Genomic DNA, 18,398 nt, shown 5'->3' on the forward strand with positions numbered 1-18,398 from the left:
CCGCGCTTCCGCGTGTAGGGATGCCCGGGTGCGCCGCCCTCACGGACGGCGCACCCGCAGGCGTTTCCTCAGCTCTTGATGTCGCCGATCTTCGGGGCGGGCTCGTTCTTGTAGCCGGCCGGGGCGAGGTTCTTGTCCACGGCCTTCTGCCAGGAACCGTCGGCGACCATGTCCTGGAGCGCCTTGTTGATCTTGGCCTTGAGGTCGCTGCCCTTCTTGACGCCGATGCCGTAGTTCTCGTTGGTCATCTTGAAGCCGCCGAGCTTGAACCTGCCCTTGAACTGGGACTGGGCGGCGTAACCGGCGAGGATGGCGTCGTCCGTGGTCAGGGCGTCGATGGCCTTGTTCTGCAGACCGGTCAGGCAGGCGGAGTACGTCGGGTACTGCTGCAACTGCGCCTTGGGGGCCAGCTTGTCGTGCACGTTCTGCGCCGACGTCGAGCCGGTGACCGAACACAGCTTCTTGTTGTTGAGGTCGGACGGAGACTTGATCGAGTTGTCGTCCGCGCGGAGCAGTACGTCCTGGTGGGCCAGCAGGTAAGGGCCGGCGAAGTCGACCTTCTGCTGGCGCTCGGGGGTGATCGAGTAGGAGGCGGCGATGAAGTCGACGTCACCGCGCTGCAGCATGGTCTCGCGGTCGGCGCTCTTCGACTCCTTCCACTCGATCTGGTCGGCCGAGTAACCGAGCTTCTTGGCGACATAGGTGGCCACGTCGACGTCGAAGCCCGCGTAGCCCTGCGGGGTCTTCTGGCCGATGCCCGGCTGGTCGTACTTGATACCGATGGCGATCTTCTTGCCGCCGCCGGAGGAGCCGTTGTCGTCCTTCTTGCCGCCGCCGCACGCGGTGGCCCCCACGGCGAGGGCGAGTACGGCGGCCGAGGCGGCGGTGACCTTGCGGAGCTTCATGCTGAACTTCCTTAGGAGTGGTGAGGAACGAGGTCCGTGGGCAAAGGCAACCTGTAAGCGGCAGCGTCAGTGGTGCAGGATCTTGGACAGGAAGTCCTTGGCCCGGTCGCTGCGCGGGTTGCTGAAGAACTGGTCGGGCGCGGCCTGTTCGACGATCCGGCCGTCGGCCATGAAGACCACGCGGTTGGCGGCCGACCGCGCGAAGCCCATCTCGTGGGTGACGACGATCATGGTCATGCCGTCGCGGGCGAGCTGCTGCATGACCTCGAGGACCTCGTTGATCATCTCGGGGTCGAGGGCGGAGGTCGGCTCGTCGAAGAGCATGACCTTCGGGTCCATCGCCAGCGCCCGCGCGATGGCCACGCGCTGCTGCTGGCCGCCGGACAGCTGGGCGGGGTACTTGTCGGCCTGTGTGGCCACACCGACCCGGTCGAGCAGGGACCGGGCCTTCTCCTCGGCCTGCTTCTTGTCCGCCTTGCGGACCTTGAGCTGTCCGAGCATGACGTTCTCGAGCACGGTCTTGTGCGCGAAGAGGTTGAAGGACTGGAAGACCATCCCGACGTCCGCCCGCAGCCGGGCCAGCTCCCTGCCCTCCTGCGGCAGGGGCTTGCCGTCGATGGTGATGGTGCCCGAGTCGATCGTCTCCAGGCGGTTGATGGTGCGGCACAGCGTCGACTTCCCGGACCCGGAGGGCCCGATGACCACGACGACCTCGCCGCGGGCGATCGTCAGGTCGATGTCCTGGAGCACGTGCAACGCGCCGAAGTGCTTGTTGACGCTCTTCAGGACGACCAGTTCGTCGGACGTGACCACACTTTCCTCCTTGGTCACCGATACATTGGTCATCGCTCTCGGGCTCCGTCCTCCTCGGTTTCGGAGGACAGTAATGAGCGGCTGTGACCTGCGTCATCACATCTGAGGGAGATCTGAGCATCACGATCCGATAGCAATCGGACACGTGTCGTAGCAGTTGTCCCCCGTGTGCGTATCGGCCGGATAACGGAAGCTGCGGGCAACCGGAACGCTCTTGACTCCGTCCTTCTCCATCGGCGTCACTGCCATGGGCACGCGCGCGTGAGCCGCACGATGCGGGCGAACCCAGACCGTACGACCGCTGAACCGAAGGGGGCCGGGATGAGACTGCTGCTCGTCGAGGACGACAACCATGTCGCAGCGGCCCTGTCCGCCGTCCTCGCCCGGCACGGTTTCGAGGTCACCCACGCGCGCAGCGGCGAGGAGGCACTGCAGGCGCTCGTCCCCGAGAGCGACGGCTTCGGCGTGGTCCTGCTCGACCTGGGGCTGCCCGACCAGGACGGTTACGAGGTCTGCGGCAAGATCCGCAAACGCACCAGCACCCCGGTGATCATGGTCACCGCGCGCTCCGACGTCCGCTCCCGCATCCACGGGCTCAACCTGGGCGCCGACGACTACGTGGTCAAGCCGTACGACACCGGTGAACTGCTCGCCCGGATCCACGCCGTCAGCCGGCGTACGGCGCACGAGGACCCGGCGTCCGGCGGCGACGGCTCCCTGCTCCTCGGCCCGGTCCGCATCGAACTGCCCACGCGCCAGGTCACCGTGGACGGCGCGGTCGTCCAGCTGACCCGCAAGGAGTTCGACCTGCTCGCCCTGCTCGCACAGCGCCCCGGCGTGGTCTTCCGGCGCGAGCAGATCATCAGCGAGGTCTGGCGCACCAGTTGGGAGGGCACCGGCCGCACCCTGGAGGTGCACGTCGCCTCCCTGCGCGCCAAACTGCGCATGCCCGCGCTGATCGAGACCGTACGCGGCGTCGGCTACCGACTCGTCGCCCCGGTCGCCTAGCGGGGCGGGGTGCGCGCACGTCTGCTGCCGCTGCTCATCGTCCTGATGGCGGCGGTCCTGCTCGCCCTCGGGGTCCCGCTCGCCGTCAGCCTGGCCGCCGCCCAGCAGCAGAAGGTCGTCGTCGACCGCATCGACGACACGGCACGCTTCGCGGCGCTCGCCCAGTTCGTGACCGCGGGGCCCAGCGGATCGCGCCGCACCGGCACCGACGACCGCCTGGAGGCGCTGCGCAGCGAACTCACCAGCTACTACGACGTCTACGGCATCCGCGCGGGCGTCTTCTACCGCAACGGCTCCGCCATGGCCAACGCCCCCGACGACTGGTTCGTACCGCGGACGGGGGAGGTGCGGGACGCCTTCGAGGAGGCGCTGCTCAGCCGGCGCAGCCATGACCCCCGACAGGTGTGGCCCTGGCAGCACAGCCGGCTGATCGTGGCCTCGCCGGTGATCCGGGACGGGGACGTCGTGGCGGTCGTGGTCACCGACTCGCCCACCGGGCAGATGCGTTCCCGGACCCTGCGCGGCTGGATGATCATCGGGGCCGGCGAGATCGCGGCGATGCTGCTGGCCGTGGGCGCCGCGTTGCGGCTGACCGGCTGGGTGCTGCGTCCCGTACGGGTCCTGGACGCCACCACCCATGACATCGCCACCGGACGGCTGAAGTCCCGGGTCGCGGTCGCCGGCGGACCGCCGGAACTCAGACGGCTGGCCCGCTCGTTCAACGAGATGGCGGACAACGTCGAGGACGTGCTGGAGCAGCAGCGCGCCTTCGTCGCGGACGCCTCGCACCAGCTGCGCAACCCGCTCTCGGCGCTGCTGCTGCGCATCGAACTGCTGGCACTCGAACTCCCGGAGGACAACGAGGAGATCGCCTCGGTCCGCACCGAGGGCAAGCGCCTCGCGCAGGTCCTGGACGACCTGCTCGACCTGGCGCTGGCCGAGCACGCCGACGCGGACCTGAAGGTGACCGACATCGGCGCGCTCGCCGAGGAGCGGGTCGCCGCCTGGTCGCCGGCCGCCGAGGCCAAGGGCGTCCGGCTGACCGGGGACTGCCCGCCCACGACCGCCTGGGCGGACCCGATCACCCTGTCCAGCGCCCTGGACGCGGTGATCGACAACGCCGTGAAGTTCACCCCCGAGGGCGGCACGGTGGAGGTCACCGTCGCCGCCGACGGCGACACCTCCATGGTCGTCGTCACCGACACCGGGCCCGGCCTCACCGACGAGGAACTCGCCCGCGTGGGCGACCGCTTCTGGCGCAGCGGCCGCCACCAGAACATCAAGGGCTCGGGCCTGGGCCTGTCCATCGTGCGCACACTGCTCACGGCGGGCGGCGGCTCGATCGACTACGCCCGCCACGAGCCGCAGGGGCTGCGGGTGACGGTGAGGGTGCCGAGGGGCGGGGAGAGCTGAGGCGGGAGGCCCGGGGGCCCGAAGGCTCGGGGGTTGGGGGCCGGGGCCCGGATTCATGGGGCACGGGCTGCTGGGCGTGACCCGCCTGCGGCTCCGCGGCGCAGGGTCGGCGGCGGGGGCATGGCAGGGGCCGGCCGTCCGTACGTGGCGGGACTCGCCGCCGGGAGGCCAGGCCGTGTCGGGACGCCGGGATGCCGGGTCCCCGGGACGCCGGGCCGTACCGGAGGTCCAGGCCGCTTCAGGGCCGTCCGCCCGTACCGGGAGCGAGCGGCGCGAGGGCCGTCGCCTCTTAGGGCTTCACCTCGCGGTAATAGCGGCGGGCGCCCTCCTGGAGGGGGAGGGGGTCGGTGTAGATGGCGGTGCGCAGGTCGACCAGCTGGGCGGAGTGGACGTGGGCGCCGATGCCGTCGCGGCTCTTGATCACCGTGCGGGTCACCCATTCGGTGAGCCGGGGGTCCACGTCCGCGCGGGTCATCAGCAGGTTGGACACCGCGAGCGTCGGCACCTCGGTGCCCTGTTGCACGGCCGGATAGGCGGACTCGGGGATGTTGGTGGCCCGGTAGTAGCGCGACTCCTGGCCCTGGCCGTGCAGCCGCGTGACGACATCGCCCTCGATCGGCACGAACGTGAACTCGGCCTTGCGGGCCAGCCCGAGGAGCCCCTTGGTCGGCAGGCCGCCCGACCAGAAGAAGGCGTCGATCCGGCCCCGCTCCAGCCGGTCGGGCCCGGTGTCGATGCCGTCCGAGAACGGCGTGATGTCCTTGCGCGGGTCGATGCCGGAGGCCCTGAGCACCCGGTCCGCGATCAGCCGCACCCCGGAGTCGGGCAGCCCTATCGCCACCCGCTTGTGCCGCAGGTCCGCGACGTTCCTGATGCCCGAGTCGCTGCGCACGATGAGGTGCACGTAGTCGTCGTAGAGCCGGGCCACTCCGCGCAGCCGCCCGGCGCCGCTGCCGTGCGCCAGCTCGTACGCCTCCACCGCGTCGGCCGCCGCGATGGTGAAGTCGGCCCTGCCGGTCGCCACCCGCTGCACGTTCTCCTGCGAACCGGCGCTGTTCAGCAGCTTCACCTTCAGATCGGGCATGTCCTTGGCGAACTCGGCGCGCAGCCGCTCGCCGTACTCCTGGTAGACCCCGCGGGGCGTGCCCGTGCTGAAGACGATCGTCCCGCTCGGCGGCTTCTCGCCCAGCGGCAGCAGCCACCACAGCAGGAGGCCGAGCACCACGGCGCCGGCGGCCGCGGCCGGCAGCGCCCGGCGCCTGCCGAGACGGGGGAAGACCTTGGACATGCGGCGATCCTGCCAGGCCGGGCGCGACCCTGACCAGGGCCGAGGACAGGTGGGGCGGCGCGGAGACCTCCCGGGCGGGGCCCGGGAGGAGGACGTCGGGCACTGTCAGTGGCCGCCGTTACAGTCGTCGCATGAGCACTTCGCCCGCCGACCTCGTCCGAGAGTTCCACCACGCCTTCGGCCTGGACGCCCGCAGTACGCCGACGGAGGTGGACCCCGAACTGGCCGCGCACCGCGGGGAACTGCTCGCCGAGGAGGCCGCGGAGGTCGCCGAGGTGGCCGTCGACGGCCCGCTGGACAGACTCGCGCACGAACTGGCGGACGTGGTCTACGTGGCGTACGGCACGGCGCTGGTGCACGGCATCGACCTCGATCAGGTGATCGCCGAGATCCACCGCGCCAACATGAGCAAGCTCGGCCCGGACGGTCAGGTCGCCCGCCGGGCCGACGGCAAGGTCCTCAAGGGCGAGCACTACCGCGCGCCGGACGTGTCGGCCGTACTGCGCCGCCAGGGCTGGATACCGGCGGCACAGAACGGTTCTCCCCGGACGAGCGACCAGCAGCGGACGAGCGCCGCGAACGAGAAGCAGACGAGCGCCTAGCCGGACGAGTCTCGCCGGAAACGCGTGCCGAGGGTCAGCCGCCGGTCAGGCCGGTGCCGCCCAGGCGGGTGAGCAGGGACGACAGCTGGGCGATGGTCTCGCCGCTCCACACGGGGCCGGTGAAGATCTCCGAGGCGGTCTCCTCGGCCGTGGCGACCATCTCCCGCAGTCGCCGCCGGCCCGTCGCGGTCAGCGACGCGTAGGCCACGCGCGCGTCCCGTGCGTCCGGCTCGCGGGTCACCAGTCCGATCCGCTCCAACGGCGCCAGCCCGCGCGTGACCCCGGAGGCCGTCATGCCCAGTGCCTCGGCGAGGTCGACGCGGCGCATCCGTCCGCCGGGCGCCTGCCACAGCCGCAGCAGCAGGGTGAAGTCGGCGAGGCTGACGCCGTGCAGCCCGCTCAGCCGGGAGTCGAAGCGCCGTACGAGCGCCGCCTGGGCCCGTACCAGCCGCAGCGCCGCGTCCAGGGTGTCACTCACCGCCCAGGCACCCCCGCACTCGCTTGCCATGTCCTTGAGTAGTCAAGTTTATGCGCCGTTCGAACGGGCCGCGCGCCGCTGCCGCTTGCCCATCGGGGCCTGGGAGAGGTCCTCGGCGGTGCAGCGGAGGTGCTTGAAGCCGTAGCCGCGCTCGGTCAGCCAGGCCTTCGCCGCCGCCTCGGCCCGCTCGGTCGCCTCCAAGGCGTCCTCCTCTTCCTCCCCGGTGTCGGAGAAGCGGAAGACGAACGCCGGCCGGGCGGCGATGTCGTAGGTGAGGGTGCCCTCGGGCGTGAACGCGGCGCGCAGCGCGTCGTGCTCGGCGGCGTCGGCCAGCAGCGCCGCCCGCTGGGCGTCGGTGAGGCCGTCGAAGGCGCCGCGGACGGTGATCCGGAAGGTGCGAGTGGTCATCCCGCGACCCTAGACACGGCGGGCCCGCCGCATCCACCGGGTTTCCGGAGGCTGATCGTGCCTACCCTGGACCCGTACACCGGCGGCGACCGGAGCCGGACGGCGGCTGCCGGCTCTCACAGGGCGGTGCGTTGCATGCGGTACGTGGCGGTGAGTGCGCTGAGCCATCCCGGGCTGCTGCGCGAACGCAACGAGGACAGCCTGGTGGCCGGGCCGTGGACGCTGTGCGCCACGGTGACGGAGAGCCCGCAGACCTTTGTCTTCCCGCTCGGCACGCCCCTGGTCGTCGCCGTCGCCGACGGCCTCGGCGGGCATCCCGGCGGCGACGTGGCCAGCGCTCTGGTCGCCCGCCGGATCGCGTCCCTCGGCCCCGCCCTGAGCAGCGATGACACCCTGCGCGACGCCTTGAGCGCCTGCAACCGCTCCGTGTACGAGGCCGCCGGAGGCGACGAGCCGGGCGAACTCGCCGCCATGGGCACGACGGTCGCCGGGCTCGTCGTGCAGCCGGACTCGCTGCTGGTGTTCAACGTGGGCGACAGCCGGGTCTTCGCGGCGTCCGGCGACGGGCTGCGCCAGGTGAGCGTCGACGACAGTCCGCCGCTCGAGCCCGGGCAGCGCACCACGTCCATCGTCACCCAGTGCCTGGGCGGCAGCCCCTCGTACCGCCCCGTCCGCCCCCATGTGACCACCGAGTCCCTCTCGCCGGGCGCCCGCTATCTCGTCTGCACCGACGGTCTGACCGATCCGGTGCCGACGGACGTCCTCGACGAGGTGATGCGCGAGCACGACGACGGCCGGGCGGCCTTCGAGCTGTGGAAGGCCGCCATCGAGGCGGGCGGCCCGGACAACATCACGCTGGCGGTCGTACGCGTCTCGGACGAGTGAGCCTGGCGTAGCGCGGCAGACTCCTGCGCGTCACTCCCTCTCGTCCGTAGGGAAGCCGTACCGCCCCCGCAGCCGGACGAAGCAGGCCGCGGTCAGCACCCGCAGCCGCGTCAGCCCGGAGGCGGTGCGCGCGAAGCACACGACCTGCTCGTGCCCGCCCGGCCCGACCGGCTGCACCAGGCGGCCACCCGGCCGCACCTGCGCGGCCAGCGGCGCGGGCACCTCGGGGAACGCGGCCGACACGAGCACGGCATCGTACGGCGCCCGGTCCGGCACACCGCCGCTGCCGTCGCCGACCCGCAGGTCCACGTTCCGCACACCGTGACGCGTAAGGTTCTCGCGCGCCCGGCGGGCCATGCCCGGCCGCATCTCGACGCTGACCACGTCGGCGGCCAGCCGGGCGAGCAGCGCGGTCTGGAAACCGAGGCCCGTACCGACCTCCAGGACGTGCTCCGACCCGCTCAGCGAGAGGGCCTCGATCATGAGGGCGGACAGCGAGGGCTGCGTGGTGACCTGCCCCTCGCCGATCGGGACGGGCACGTCCTGGTAGGCGGCGGCCCGCTCACCGGCCGGGACGAACTCCGCCCGGGGCGTCGCCCGTACGGCTTCGAGCAGCCGCTCGTCCGCGACCCCGGCGGCCACCAGGGCCCGCACGAGATCGTCCGGTGCTCCGGGTACGGCGTGCACGGACCGGCTCACCCCCTCGCGCCCTCCACGGCGCGGACGCCTACCGTGGAGGCATGAGCGAGATCGTCGTCTACGAACTCGACAACCCGGCGGCCACGCGCTCCGCCGCGGAACGGACCGGCGTGGAACGGCGCGTCCGCAGGGTGCACGCGGCGCCGGCCGTCCCCGGGTCGCGCACGACCGCGGGGCCGCGGACCCTGTGCGGCAAGGACACCTTCGCCATGGAGACGGCCGCAGCGCCCTCCGAAGGCGCGGGAGCCCCCTGGTATCCCGAGGAACACGCCTCGCTCGTCTGCCCGGACTGCGCCGCCGTGATGGAGATCTGACGGGCGCTTCGGCTACCGTGTCCGGCCGCTCACCCGCGCTCCACGTACTCCTTGAAGTGCTCCAGGTCGCTGCGGACGAGCCGCTGGATCGCGTTGGTCTGGGCGAACCCCTTCGGGCCGCCGAAGGTGTCCCGGACGGTCTCGGGGTCGTACTCGACCCGCGCCTGGATGCGGGTGTGGTCCCGGTCGATCGGCTGGACCGAGAAGGAACCCGTCAGCTCCGGGGCGCTCGTGGTGAGCCACTCCATCACGTGCTCCCCGCGGTCGGTCACCTCGGCCTCGACCTCACGGGAACGGCCGCCCGCCTCGACCTCCAGATGTGCTCTGCCCCCCGCCTCCGTACGGGCGCCCCGCACCCCTTGCACGAAGCGCGGGTAGTTCTCCAACCGGTGCAGGGAGTCCCAGGCCGCGTCGATCGGGACGTCGACGTCGACGTGCAGTTCGAGGGTGCTCATGGCGTACCTCCATGTGCAGCGCATGACGCATGGCCTTCTGCTACCAGTGTGCGCCCGGCGAGGCCGAGGAGGCGGGACGAGGGCTCTTCCGACAGCGCCTACCCTTGACGCATGACCAGCAGCAGCGACCGGAGCCCCGCAGTGGACGTGCACGCACCCAAGAGCTACGAGATCCGCACCTATGGGTGCCAGATGAACGTCCACGATTCCGAGCGATTGGCCGGCCTGCTGGAAGACGCCGGATACGTCCGGGCCCCCGAGGGGTCGGACGGGGACGCCGACGTGGTCGTGTTCAACACCTGCGCCGTGCGGGAGAACGCCGACAACCGGCTGTACGGCAACCTCGGCCGGCTCGCGCCGAAGAAGGCCTCGCGGCCCGGCATGCAGATCGCGGTCGGCGGCTGCCTCGCGCAGAAGGACCGCGACACCATCGTGAAGAAGGCGCCCTGGGTGGACGTCGTCTTCGGCACGCACAACATCGGCAAGCTGCCCGTCCTGCTGGAGCGCGCCCGCGTGCAGGAGGAGGCGCAGGTCGAGATCGCCGAGTCGCTGGAGGCGTTCCCCTCCACCCTGCCGACGCGGCGCGAGAGCGCCTACGCGGCCTGGGTGTCGATCTCCGTCGGGTGCAACAACACCTGCACCTTCTGCATCGTCCCGGCACTGCGCGGCAAGGAGAAGGACCGCCGCCCCGGCGACATCCTCGCCGAGGTCGAGGCGCTGGTCGCCGAGGGCGTCTCCGAGATCACGCTGCTCGGCCAGAACGTCAACGCCTACGGCTCCGACATCGGCGACCGCGAGGCCTTCAGCAAGCTGCTGCGCGCCTGCGGCACCATCGAGGGCCTGGAGCGGGTCCGCTTCACCTCCCCGCACCCGCGCGACTTCACCGACGACGTGATCGCCGCCATGGCCGAGACGCCGAACGTGATGCCGCAGCTCCACATGCCGCTGCAGTCCGGCTCGGACACCGTGCTGAAGGCGATGCGCCGCTCCTACCGGCAGGAGCGCTACCTCGGGATCATCGAGAAGGTCCGGGCCGCCATCCCGCACGCCGCGATCACCACCGACATCATCGTGGGCTTCCCCGGCGAGACCGAGGAGGACTTCGAGCAGACCCTGCACGTGGTCCGCGAGGCCCGGTTCGCGCAGGCCTTCACCTTCCAGTACTCCAAGCGGCCCGGCACCCCGGCCGCGACCATGGACGACCAGATCCCCAAGGAGGTCGTCCAGGCGCGCTACGAACGGCTCGTCGCCCTCCAGGAGGAGATCTCCTGGGAGGAGAACAAGAAGCAGGTCGGCCGCACGCTGGAGCTGATGGTCGCCGAGGGCGAGGGCCGCAAGGACGGCGCCACGCACCGCCTCTCCGGCCGCGCCCCCGACAACCGCCTGGTCCACTTCACCAAGCCGGAGCAGCAGGTGCGCCCCGGTGACGTGGTCACGGTCGAGGTGACGTACGCCGCCCCGCACCACCTCCTCGCCGAGGGGTCCGTCCTGTCCGTGCGCCGCACGCGCGCGGGCGACGCCTGGGAGAAGCGCAACTCCGCCGAGGCCGCCAAGCCGGCCGGCGTCATGCTGGGCCTGCCGAGGGTCGGCGCGCCGGAGCCGCTGCCGGTCGCGACGGGCAGCGGCTGCGGCTGCGACTGACCGCCTTCGGCCACCCGGCGGCAGACCGCGACAGGGCGCGCCGGCGAGGGTGACGAGGACGTGCTCACGTCCTCGGCCTGACCGGCGTGCCCGTCGAGGACCGACTCGGCCGGCGGCCGTCGTACGGCGTACCCTGCCGATCATGCTTGTCGCCGCCGCAGTCTGTCCCTGCCCTCCGCTGCTCGTGCCCGAGGTGGCCGCGGGCGCCGCTCCCGAGATGGACGCCGCGCGCTCGGCGTGCTCCGACGCGCTCGGCGTGCTCGCGGCCGCCCGCCCGGACCTCCTGGTGGTCGTCGGGTCCGCCGGGGAGAGCGGACGCGGAACGTTCCCGCAGGGCACTCCGGGGTCCTTCCGCGGATTCGGGGTCGACGTGCGGGTACGGCTGGGCCCCGCCGGGGACACCGCCCGAGAGCCCTCCGAGCGCGAGCTGCCGCCGTCGCTGGCCGTCGGCGCGTGGCTGCTGGAGCGGACCGGCTGGGCGGATGCCCCCATCGAAGGACTCGGGGTCGAAGAATCGCTGGCGCCCGAGCGGTGCGCCGAAGCCGGCCGGCAGATCGGCGCCCGGGCGGAGCGGGTGGCGCTGCTGGTGATGGGAGACGCCAGCGCATGCCGCACAGTCAAGGCGCCGGGCTACCTCGACGAGCGGGCGGCGCCCTTCGACGCGGCGGTCGCGCGGGCGCTGGGCACGGCGGACGTCCCGGCCCTCCAGGCGCTCGACCCCGTTCTGGCGCACGAACTGAAGGCCTCCGGCCGGGCCCCCTGGCAGATCCTGGCCGGCGCCGCGCAGGACAGGAACCTCACCGGCTCCCTGCTGTACGAGGACGCGCCGTACGGCGTGGGGTATGTGGTGGCTGCCTGGTCCTAGGGGCTGGGGACCATCGGGGCCGGATCGCGCTGCCCACGCGCGCGTGTCCGGGCCGGGGCGCAGTCGTACGTGCGGGACGGAACGGCGGACGGCCGGGAGCCGGTGTGCTCCGCGGCCGTCCGCCGTTCCGCATGCCCTTGGTGTGCATGCCGTTGCGAGACTCAGGAAGCCGGTGGCGGGCCCTCAGGCGGCGTGGGGGTCGTCGGCCGGTCGGTGGCCTGCGCCGGGCCGGGACCTTCCTTGTGCGCGAGGCGGTCGACCGCCTCCTTGGCCTTCCCGGTACCCGCGTGGATCCTGTCGCTGTACTTGCCCTTGGTCCGCTCGTCCACGACCTTCGCGGCCTTGTCGATGCCGTGCTGGACCTTGTCCCCGTGCTGTCGCGCGAGGTCCGACACCTTGTCCCTGGCCGGGCCGAGCCTGGCCTTCATGTTGTCCATCAGACCCATGGTCCACCTTCCCTCGCGGGGCAGTTACCTCCGGGCGCCCTCGCCGGACTCGTTGTCGGCGGCCTCCTCGGCGGACTGCTGCTTGGGGATGCCGGAACCGTCGGACGCGTCGTCCGCGGCGGTGTCGCAGCACGCCGCCGCGTCCTCGCTCGCGTCCCCGGCCGAACCCTTCGCCTCCGCCGTGCCGGCCGCCTCGGCCTGAGCCGACTCCGCTCCCTCCGCCTCGGCCCCGTCCGGCTCCGCGCCGGTCTGCGCCTCGGCGGCCGACGCCTCCGGAGTCGTCTTCGACCTGCCGAGGAGTCGTGCAAAAACGCCCATATCCACTCCATACGGTACTCGTGCGGGCGAATTCCCGCGTCACCCGGTGCGTACGGTTGCGCCGCCCGGGTCACCGCCTCCGGTGATCCGAATGGCGGTATCCGCACGGGCAACGACCAGGGACCCGACCCGTCACGTAACTCGTTCGAGGCACCCCCCGGAGGTTTGCGAGACTGGTGCGGTGAGCAGTGCACCCTCCACCCCCCGCGTCATCGCCGTCGTCGGCCCCACCGCGGCCGGAAAGTCCGATCTCGGCGTCTTCCTCGCCCAGCAGCTCGGCGGGGAGGTCGTCAACGCGGACTCCATGCAGCTGTACCGAGGGATGGACATCGGCACCGCCAAGCTGACGCCCGAGGAACGCGACGGCGTCCCGCACCATCTGCTGGACATCTGGGACGTCACCGTCACCGCCTCCGTCGCCGAGTACCAGAAGCTGGCCCGCGCCCGGATCGACGCACTGCTCGCCGAGGGCCGCTGGCCGATCCTGGTCGGCGGCTCCGGCCTGTACGTTCGCGGGGCCGTCGACAACCTGGAGTTCCCGGGCACCGACCCCGCGGTCCGGGCCCGTCTGGAGGAGGAGCTGGCGCTGCGCGGCTCGGGCGCGCTGCACGCCCGGCTGGCCGCCGCCGACCCGGAGGCCGCCCGCGCGATCCTGCCGAGCAACGGCCGCCGTATCGTCCGGGCGCTGGAAGTGATCGAGATCACCGGCCGGCCCTTCACCGCGAACCTGCCGGGCCACGACTCCGTGTACGACACCGTCCAGATCGGGGTCGACGTGGCCCGTCCGGAACTGGATGAGCGCATCGCGCGCCGCGTCGACCGGATGTGGGAGGTCGGTCTCGTGGACGAGGTGCGCGCACTCGAGGCGCAGGGGTTGCGCGAGGGGCGCACGGCGTCGCGTGCGCTGGGTTACCAGCAGGTGCTGGCGGCGCTCGCCGGGGAGTGCACGGAAGCGGAAGCGCGGGCCGAGACCGTGCGTGCGACCAAGCGCTTCGCGCGCCGTCAGGATTCGTGGTTCAGGCGCGATCCCCGGGTGCACTGGCTGAGCGGGGCCGTGGCGGACCGCCGGGAACTTCCGCACCAGGCACTGGCGTTGGTCGAACGACCGGTTACAGCCTGATCACGTCATGGCATCGGGATGCGCCGCCGGTCATCGCTGCCTTCGGCGCCGTGCCATCATCGAGCTTCGATCGACCAAGTGGAGCCTAGTTGGGAGGGCGCGTGGCGATGGAGGCCGGCCCTCGCGACACCGCACACAGTGCCGAGCACGTCACCACCGCCGGTGACGAACCGGACCCGCGCGGCGGCCGTCCGGCCGACGACTGCCTGGCCGAGGACCGTCTGGCCGAAGACGGCCGGAACCTGGTCAAAGACGGCCGGAACCTGGCCGAAGACACTCGGAACCTGGCCGAAGAGCGGCGAAACGGAGAGCGGCTGGGCGGGGACCGGCTGTCCGGAGGCCGCCTGCACACGGAGCGTGTCGGCCTGGCCGACGGGCATCCCGCCGAGGGCCGCCGCGCGGAGGCCCGCGTGATCGAGCAGCGGCCGGCCGAGGACCGGCTGAGCGAGGAGCCCCTGGGAGACGCCCGGCTGAGCGACGAGCCCGTGGCTGACGCCCGGCTGGGCGAGGAGCCCCTCGGTGAAGCCCGGCTGACCGACGACGGCCCCGACGAGGTGCCGGACGGAGTGACCGACGACGGGCCCGAGCCGGAGGAGATGTACTCCGGCGGTCCGAAGGTCGAGGTGGAGCTGCGTCCGCAGCGCAGGCTGCGCCTGTGGCAGCTCGCGCCCATCGTGGGACTGTCCGCCGTCGGCTCCCTGATGTTCGCCTTCCCGCTCGCCTTCGACTTCGGCGACAGCGGCGCCGTCATCGCCATGCTCGGCCTGCTGATCTGCTCCTGCGCCGCCGGCTGGGGCATGATGGCCGCCCGCCGCGTGGGCTACACCTGGCCCGGCCTGCCCGCCCGGGGCTCCGGTCGCCGCCCCGACTGGCGGGTCGTCCTCGGGTACGTGCTCCTGGTGGCCGTGGTGGTCGTCCTCGCGGTGTGGCGCGTGGCAAGGCTCCGCTAGAACACGAGCCCCGAAGCGGCGCGGCCCCGGAGCGGCGCGGCCCTGAAGGGGCGCGGGGAACTGCGCGATCAACCCCCACCGGGCCGCGGCTTCCCACCACCCCGACCACCCCGCCTCCCATCGGCCCAGCCCAGCGCAGCGACCCCGTACGATCGAGGAATGAGCACAGCGATCCCCTTTCTCAAGGGTCACGGCACCGAGAACGACTTCGTGATCGTCCCGGACCCGGAGAACGCCCTCGACCTGAGCCCGGCCGCCGTCGCCGCCCTGTGCGACCGCCGGGCCGGCATCGGCGGGGACGGGGTGCTGCACGTGGTGCGCTCCACCGCGCACCCGGAGGCCCGGGCGATGGCGGCCGAGGCCGAGTGGTTCATGGACTACCGCAACGGCGACGGCTCGGTCGCCGAGATGTGCGGCAACGGCGTCCGTGTGTTCGCGCGCTACCTCCAGCACGCCGGTCATGTGGGCGAAGGCGACCTCGCGATCGCCACGCGCGCGGGCGTGAAGACCGTCCACATCGCCAAGGACGGCGACATCACCGTCGGTATGGGCCGCGCCCGGCTGCCGGAGGGCGAGGTCACGGTGAGCGTCGGCGCGCACAGCTGGCCCGCGCGGAACGTGAACATGGGCAACCCGCACGCGGTCGCCTTCGTGGACGACCTGGCGCAGGCCGGCACCCTCTACAGCCCGCCGCCGGTGAGCCCGGCGTCCGCCTACCCGGACGGGGTCAACGTCGAGTTCGTCGTCGACCGCGGCCCCCGCCACGTCGCCATGCGCGTGCACGAGCGCGGCTCCGGCGAGACCCGTTCGTGCGGCACGGGCGCGTGCGCGGTCGCCGTGGCCACGGCCCGCCGCGACGGCGCCGACCCCGCGGTGACCGGCACCCCCGTCACGTACACCGTCGACCTGCCCGGCGGCCGTCTGACCATCACCGAACGGCCCGACGGCGAGATCGAGATGACCGGACCCGCCGTGATCGTCGCCGAGGGCGAGATCGACGGAGATTGGCTGGAAAGCGCCCTGCGCTGATCCGGCGCGACCAGCCGGAAAGACGCCCTCAGCTCCCCGATCAGCGGTTTCCGTTGACCGGGGGTGAGGGGAACCACGGCTGACCCCACGACGGTTGGCGCAAATCCTAAACATCGATGTCTTCGCTCGAATGGGTGATCCGTTTCACGCTCGGCGAGAGGCGGTCGGTCGCACGTGGTGGGCTCGATAGCATCAAGCACCGGCACGGACGGGGGAACGTCGCCATCCCTGAGCCGCGTACGCCCTGGGGCCCCGTCCGCCGGTCCACGAGCCGGAGGTGCCCATGAGTGCGGAGGCCACGAACCCCGCGAGTCCTGGCCCGGTAGCGCCCACGGCGTCCGCGGCGGCCACCGCCCCCGCGGTGCCCAGGGCGGACCGCAGGAAATCCCGGGCCCGGATCGACCTGCGCAGGCTCGGCCGGGCCGCGTTGCTCGGCCCCGCCGTCCGCGGCAAGCTGCCCGACGCGATCAGCCACGTCGTGGAGGCACACCGCGCCCACCACCCCGACGCCGACCTCGACCCGCTGCGCCGCGCCTACGTCCTCGCGGAGTCCTCGCACCGCGGCCAGATGCGCAAGAGCGGCGAGCCGTACATCACCCACCCGCTCGCGGTGACCCTGATCCTCGCCGAACTCGGCGCCGAGACCACGACCTTGACCGCCTCCCTGCTCCACGACACCGTGGAGGACACCGATGTGACGCTCGATCAGGTGCGGGAACAGTTCGGCGAGGAGGTCCGTTATCTCGTCGACGGGGTCACGAAACTGGAGAAGGTCGACTACGGCGCCGCCGCCGAGCCGGAGACCTTCCGCAAGATGCTCGTCGCCACCGGCAGCGACGTGCGGGTGATGTCGATCAAACTCGCCGACCGCCTGCACAACATGCGCACCCTCGGCGTGATGCGCCCCGAGAAACAGGCGCGGATCGCCAAGGTCACCCGCGACGTCCTCATCCCGCTCGCCGAACGCCTCGGCGTGCAGGCCCTGAAGACCGAGATGGAGGATCTGGTCTTCGCCATCCTCCACCCCGAGGAGTACGAGCACACCCGCGAACTGATCGCCGAGAACGCCGCCCGCCGCGACGACCCGCTCGCGGAGGTCGCCGACGAGATGCGCGGGGTGCTGCGCGAGGCCGGCCTCCAGGCCGAAGTCCTCATCCGCCCCCGCCACTTCGTCTCCGTCCACCGCGTCGCCCGCAAACGCGGGCGGCTGCGCGGCACCGACTTCGGCCGCCTGCTGGTGCTGGTGAACGAGGACGCCGACTGCTACGGCGTCCTCGGCGAACTGCACACCTGTATGACGCCGGTCGTCTCGGAGTTCAAGGACTTCATCGCCGTACCGAAGTTCAACCTGTACCAGTCGCTGCACACCGCCGTCGCCCGCCCCGACGGGCAGGTCGTCGAAGTCCTCATCCGCACCCACCAGATGCACAAGGTCGCCGAGGCCGGCGTCGTCGCCCTCGGCAACCCGTACGCCGCGGCCTCCGACGCCTCCGCCTCCGATGCCCCGACCGACGGCGAGCGTGCCGACCCCACCCGCCCCGGCTGGCTCTCCCGCCTCCTCGACTGGCAGCAGGCCGCACCCGACCCCGACACCTTCTGGTCCACCCTGCGCGAGGACCTCGCCCAGGACCGCGAGATCACCGTCTTCCGCCCCGACGGCGGCACCCTCGGCCTGCCCGAGGGCGCCACCTGTGTGGACGCCGCCTACGCCCAGTACGGCGAGGACGCGCACGCCTGCATCGGCGCCCGCGTCAACGGCCGCCTGGCCACCCTCAGCACCGTCCTGAAGGACGGCGACACCGTCCAGCTCCTCATGGGCCAGGACCCCGCCTCCGAGCCCTCCCGCGAATGGCTGGAGCACGCCCACACCCCGGCGGCCCGCATCGCCATCCAGCGCTGGCTGGCCACGCACCCCGGCGGCGGCGCCGGGACGGAGGAGGCGTCCGACCCCCGCACCGAACCGGGCGAGGACACCGCCGCGCAACGCCCCGCGACCGGCGTGCGCGCTGATGCCGCGCAACGCCCTCTGACCAGTGCGCGCGCCGGCGCCGCTCCGGCGCCGGGGGCCGACCCCGCCCGCCTCCGGCGCCCCGACGTCCTCGTGGACCGGCCGGACACCTCCGTACGGCTCGCGGGGTGCTGTACGCCCGTGCCGCCGGACGAGATCACCGGGTTCGCGGTACGCGGGGGAGTGGTGACCGTGCACCGGGTGGAGTGTGCCGCGGTGGCGCACATGAAGAGCAAGGGGCGCGCGGAGATCGGCGTGCGCTGGGGGGACACCACAGAGTGCCGGGTCACCCTGGTCGCTGAATCGTTCGGCCGCCCCCATCTGCTCGCCGACCTCACCGAGGCGATCTCCTCGGCGGGCGCCGACATCGTCTCGGCGACCGTGGAACCGCCCAGCCAGCAGCGGGTCCGGCACACCTACACCCTCCAGCTCCCCGACGCGGCCCACCTCCCGTCCGTGATGCGCGCCATGCGCGACGTCCCGGGCGTGTACGACGTGGCCCGCGCCCAGCATCAGACGCAGGGGGACTGAGGACCACCGGCGGGGGCGGGGGGCTTGCCCGGTGCTGCCTCCGGGATGCTGGGGCCGCCGGTATGGAGGGAAGGGCGCCGGTTGATTGATCGCAAGCCCGGGAGTGTTGATCCGAGGCGCGCTGGGCGCTTGACCTGAAGGCCCGCCGGACTTGGATCAGAAGGCCCTTCGGACGAAACCCGTTCGGGTGGGCCGGACGCGAGTCGTCGTCGTGGCGCGGAA

20 protein-coding genes are annotated in these 18,398 nt (G+C 72.2%); 11 read left to right on the forward strand and 9 right to left on the reverse strand.

Annotation, left to right across the window (positions count from 1 at the left end; all coding sequences use genetic code 11):
* Positions 1 to 68 precede the first annotated feature (68 nt).
* Both AB0950_RS12205 and AB0950_RS12210 read right to left on the reverse strand, forming a co-directional pair.
* Positions 69 to 905, reverse strand: coding sequence for a glutamate ABC transporter substrate-binding protein (locus AB0950_RS12205; RefSeq protein WP_366778453.1), 837 nt, complete (start codon positions 903 to 905; stop codon positions 69 to 71).
* 66 nt (positions 906 to 971) lie between these two features.
* Positions 972 to 1,751, reverse strand: a complete 780-nt coding sequence (locus AB0950_RS12210) for an amino acid ABC transporter ATP-binding protein (RefSeq protein ID WP_360148424.1) — start codon at positions 1,749 to 1,751, stop codon at positions 972 to 974.
* Positions 1,752 to 2,039: 288 nt separating this feature from the next.
* On the opposite strand from AB0950_RS12210, the gene AB0950_RS12215 reads away from it, so the two are divergent.
* The gene (locus AB0950_RS12215) at positions 2,040 to 2,726 is read left to right on the forward strand and encodes a response regulator transcription factor (protein ID WP_366778454.1); all 687 of its coding nucleotides are present in this window, start codon (positions 2,040 to 2,042) and stop codon (positions 2,724 to 2,726) included.
* Between the two features lie 9 nt (positions 2,727 to 2,735).
* Entirely contained in the window at positions 2,736 to 4,139 is a 1,404-nt protein-coding gene (locus AB0950_RS12220) for a HAMP domain-containing sensor histidine kinase (protein WP_360148418.1), read from the forward strand.
* 289 nt (positions 4,140 to 4,428) lie between these two features.
* Here the strand turns inward: AB0950_RS12220 and AB0950_RS12225 are convergent, their stop codons facing one another.
* Entirely contained in the window at positions 4,429 to 5,427 is a 999-nt protein-coding gene (locus tag AB0950_RS12225; RefSeq protein WP_360148415.1) for a TAXI family TRAP transporter solute-binding subunit, read from the reverse strand.
* A 131-nt stretch (positions 5,428 to 5,558) separates the two neighbouring features.
* Here AB0950_RS12225 and AB0950_RS12230 point away from each other — a divergent pair, with 131 nt between their 5' ends.
* On the forward strand, positions 5,559 to 6,029 hold the full coding sequence (locus tag AB0950_RS12230; RefSeq protein ID WP_360148412.1) for a MazG nucleotide pyrophosphohydrolase domain-containing protein: 471 nt from the start codon (positions 5,559 to 5,561) through the stop codon (positions 6,027 to 6,029).
* 34 nt (positions 6,030 to 6,063) lie between these two features.
* On the opposite strand, the gene AB0950_RS12235 is transcribed toward AB0950_RS12230, so the two are convergent.
* Positions 6,064 to 6,507 (reverse strand): MarR family transcriptional regulator, encoded by a 444-nt coding sequence (locus tag AB0950_RS12235; protein WP_366778455.1) that lies wholly within the window; start codon positions 6,505 to 6,507, stop codon positions 6,064 to 6,066.
* A 48-nt stretch (positions 6,508 to 6,555) separates the two neighbouring features.
* Complete coding sequence (locus tag AB0950_RS12240; RefSeq protein ID WP_360148406.1) at positions 6,556 to 6,915, reverse strand: DUF6204 family protein; 360 nt, start codon at positions 6,913 to 6,915, stop codon at positions 6,556 to 6,558.
* Positions 6,916 to 7,050: 135 nt separating this feature from the next.
* Here AB0950_RS12240 and AB0950_RS12245 point away from each other — a divergent pair, with 135 nt between their 5' ends.
* Positions 7,051 to 7,800 carry a protein phosphatase 2C domain-containing protein gene (locus AB0950_RS12245; protein ID WP_366778456.1) on the forward strand — a complete coding sequence of 250 codons (750 nt, stop codon included), beginning with the start codon at positions 7,051 to 7,053 and terminating at the stop codon, positions 7,798 to 7,800.
* Between the two features lie 30 nt (positions 7,801 to 7,830).
* Here the strand turns inward: AB0950_RS12245 and AB0950_RS12250 are convergent, their stop codons facing one another.
* On the reverse strand, positions 7,831 to 8,499 hold the full coding sequence (locus AB0950_RS12250) for a protein-L-isoaspartate(D-aspartate) O-methyltransferase (protein WP_366778457.1): 669 nt from the start codon (positions 8,497 to 8,499) through the stop codon (positions 7,831 to 7,833).
* A 41-nt stretch (positions 8,500 to 8,540) separates the two neighbouring features.
* Between AB0950_RS12250 and AB0950_RS12255 the strand changes: the two genes are divergently transcribed.
* Positions 8,541 to 8,813 carry a hypothetical protein gene (locus tag AB0950_RS12255; RefSeq protein ID WP_366778458.1) on the forward strand — a complete coding sequence of 91 codons (273 nt, stop codon included), beginning with the start codon at positions 8,541 to 8,543 and terminating at the stop codon, positions 8,811 to 8,813.
* Positions 8,814 to 8,842: 29 nt separating this feature from the next.
* Here the strand turns inward: AB0950_RS12255 and AB0950_RS12260 are convergent, their stop codons facing one another.
* Positions 8,843 to 9,268 carry an SRPBCC family protein gene (locus AB0950_RS12260; RefSeq protein ID WP_360148394.1) on the reverse strand — a complete coding sequence of 142 codons (426 nt, stop codon included), beginning with the start codon at positions 9,266 to 9,268 and terminating at the stop codon, positions 8,843 to 8,845.
* Positions 9,269 to 9,379: 111 nt separating this feature from the next.
* Between AB0950_RS12260 and miaB the strand changes: the two genes are divergently transcribed.
* Positions 9,380 to 10,909 carry a tRNA (N6-isopentenyl adenosine(37)-C2)-methylthiotransferase MiaB gene (gene miaB, locus AB0950_RS12265; RefSeq protein WP_360570082.1) on the forward strand — a complete coding sequence of 510 codons (1,530 nt, stop codon included), beginning with the start codon at positions 9,380 to 9,382 and terminating at the stop codon, positions 10,907 to 10,909.
* A 142-nt stretch (positions 10,910 to 11,051) separates the two neighbouring features.
* Entirely contained in the window at positions 11,052 to 11,774 is a 723-nt protein-coding gene (locus tag AB0950_RS12270; RefSeq protein ID WP_360148388.1) for a class III extradiol dioxygenase subunit B-like domain-containing protein, read from the forward strand.
* Between the two features lie 161 nt (positions 11,775 to 11,935).
* On the opposite strand, the gene AB0950_RS12275 is transcribed toward AB0950_RS12270, so the two are convergent.
* Together AB0950_RS12275 and AB0950_RS12280 are read right to left on the reverse strand one after the other, a co-directional pair.
* The gene (locus AB0950_RS12275) at positions 11,936 to 12,220 is read right to left on the reverse strand and encodes an antitoxin (protein WP_360148385.1); all 285 of its coding nucleotides are present in this window, start codon (positions 12,218 to 12,220) and stop codon (positions 11,936 to 11,938) included.
* A 24-nt stretch (positions 12,221 to 12,244) separates the two neighbouring features.
* Positions 12,245 to 12,538, reverse strand: a complete 294-nt coding sequence (locus tag AB0950_RS12280; protein ID WP_360148382.1) for a hypothetical protein — start codon at positions 12,536 to 12,538, stop codon at positions 12,245 to 12,247.
* A gap of 181 nt (positions 12,539 to 12,719) precedes the next feature.
* Here AB0950_RS12280 and miaA point away from each other — a divergent pair, with 181 nt between their 5' ends.
* The 4 genes from miaA to AB0950_RS12300 all read left to right on the forward strand — a co-directional run bounded on the left by miaA (position 12,720) and on the right by AB0950_RS12300 (position 18,176).
* The gene (miaA, locus tag AB0950_RS12285) at positions 12,720 to 13,658 is read left to right on the forward strand and encodes a tRNA (adenosine(37)-N6)-dimethylallyltransferase MiaA (protein ID WP_360148379.1); all 939 of its coding nucleotides are present in this window, start codon (positions 12,720 to 12,722) and stop codon (positions 13,656 to 13,658) included.
* Between the two features lie 500 nt (positions 13,659 to 14,158).
* Positions 14,159 to 14,608, forward strand: a complete 450-nt coding sequence (locus AB0950_RS12290) for a hypothetical protein (protein WP_360148555.1) — start codon at positions 14,159 to 14,161, stop codon at positions 14,606 to 14,608.
* A gap of 159 nt (positions 14,609 to 14,767) precedes the next feature.
* On the forward strand, positions 14,768 to 15,637 hold the full coding sequence (dapF, locus tag AB0950_RS12295) for a diaminopimelate epimerase (RefSeq protein WP_366778459.1): 870 nt from the start codon (positions 14,768 to 14,770) through the stop codon (positions 15,635 to 15,637).
* Positions 15,638 to 15,920: 283 nt separating this feature from the next.
* The gene (locus AB0950_RS12300) at positions 15,921 to 18,176 is read left to right on the forward strand and encodes an HD domain-containing protein (RefSeq protein WP_360570090.1); all 2,256 of its coding nucleotides are present in this window, start codon (positions 15,921 to 15,923) and stop codon (positions 18,174 to 18,176) included.
* The last annotated feature ends 222 nt before the right edge of the window (positions 18,177 to 18,398 follow it).

The organism is Streptomyces sp. NPDC007189 (assembly GCF_040703635.1).
GTDB lineage: Bacteria > Actinomycetota > Actinomycetes > Streptomycetales > Streptomycetaceae > Streptomyces.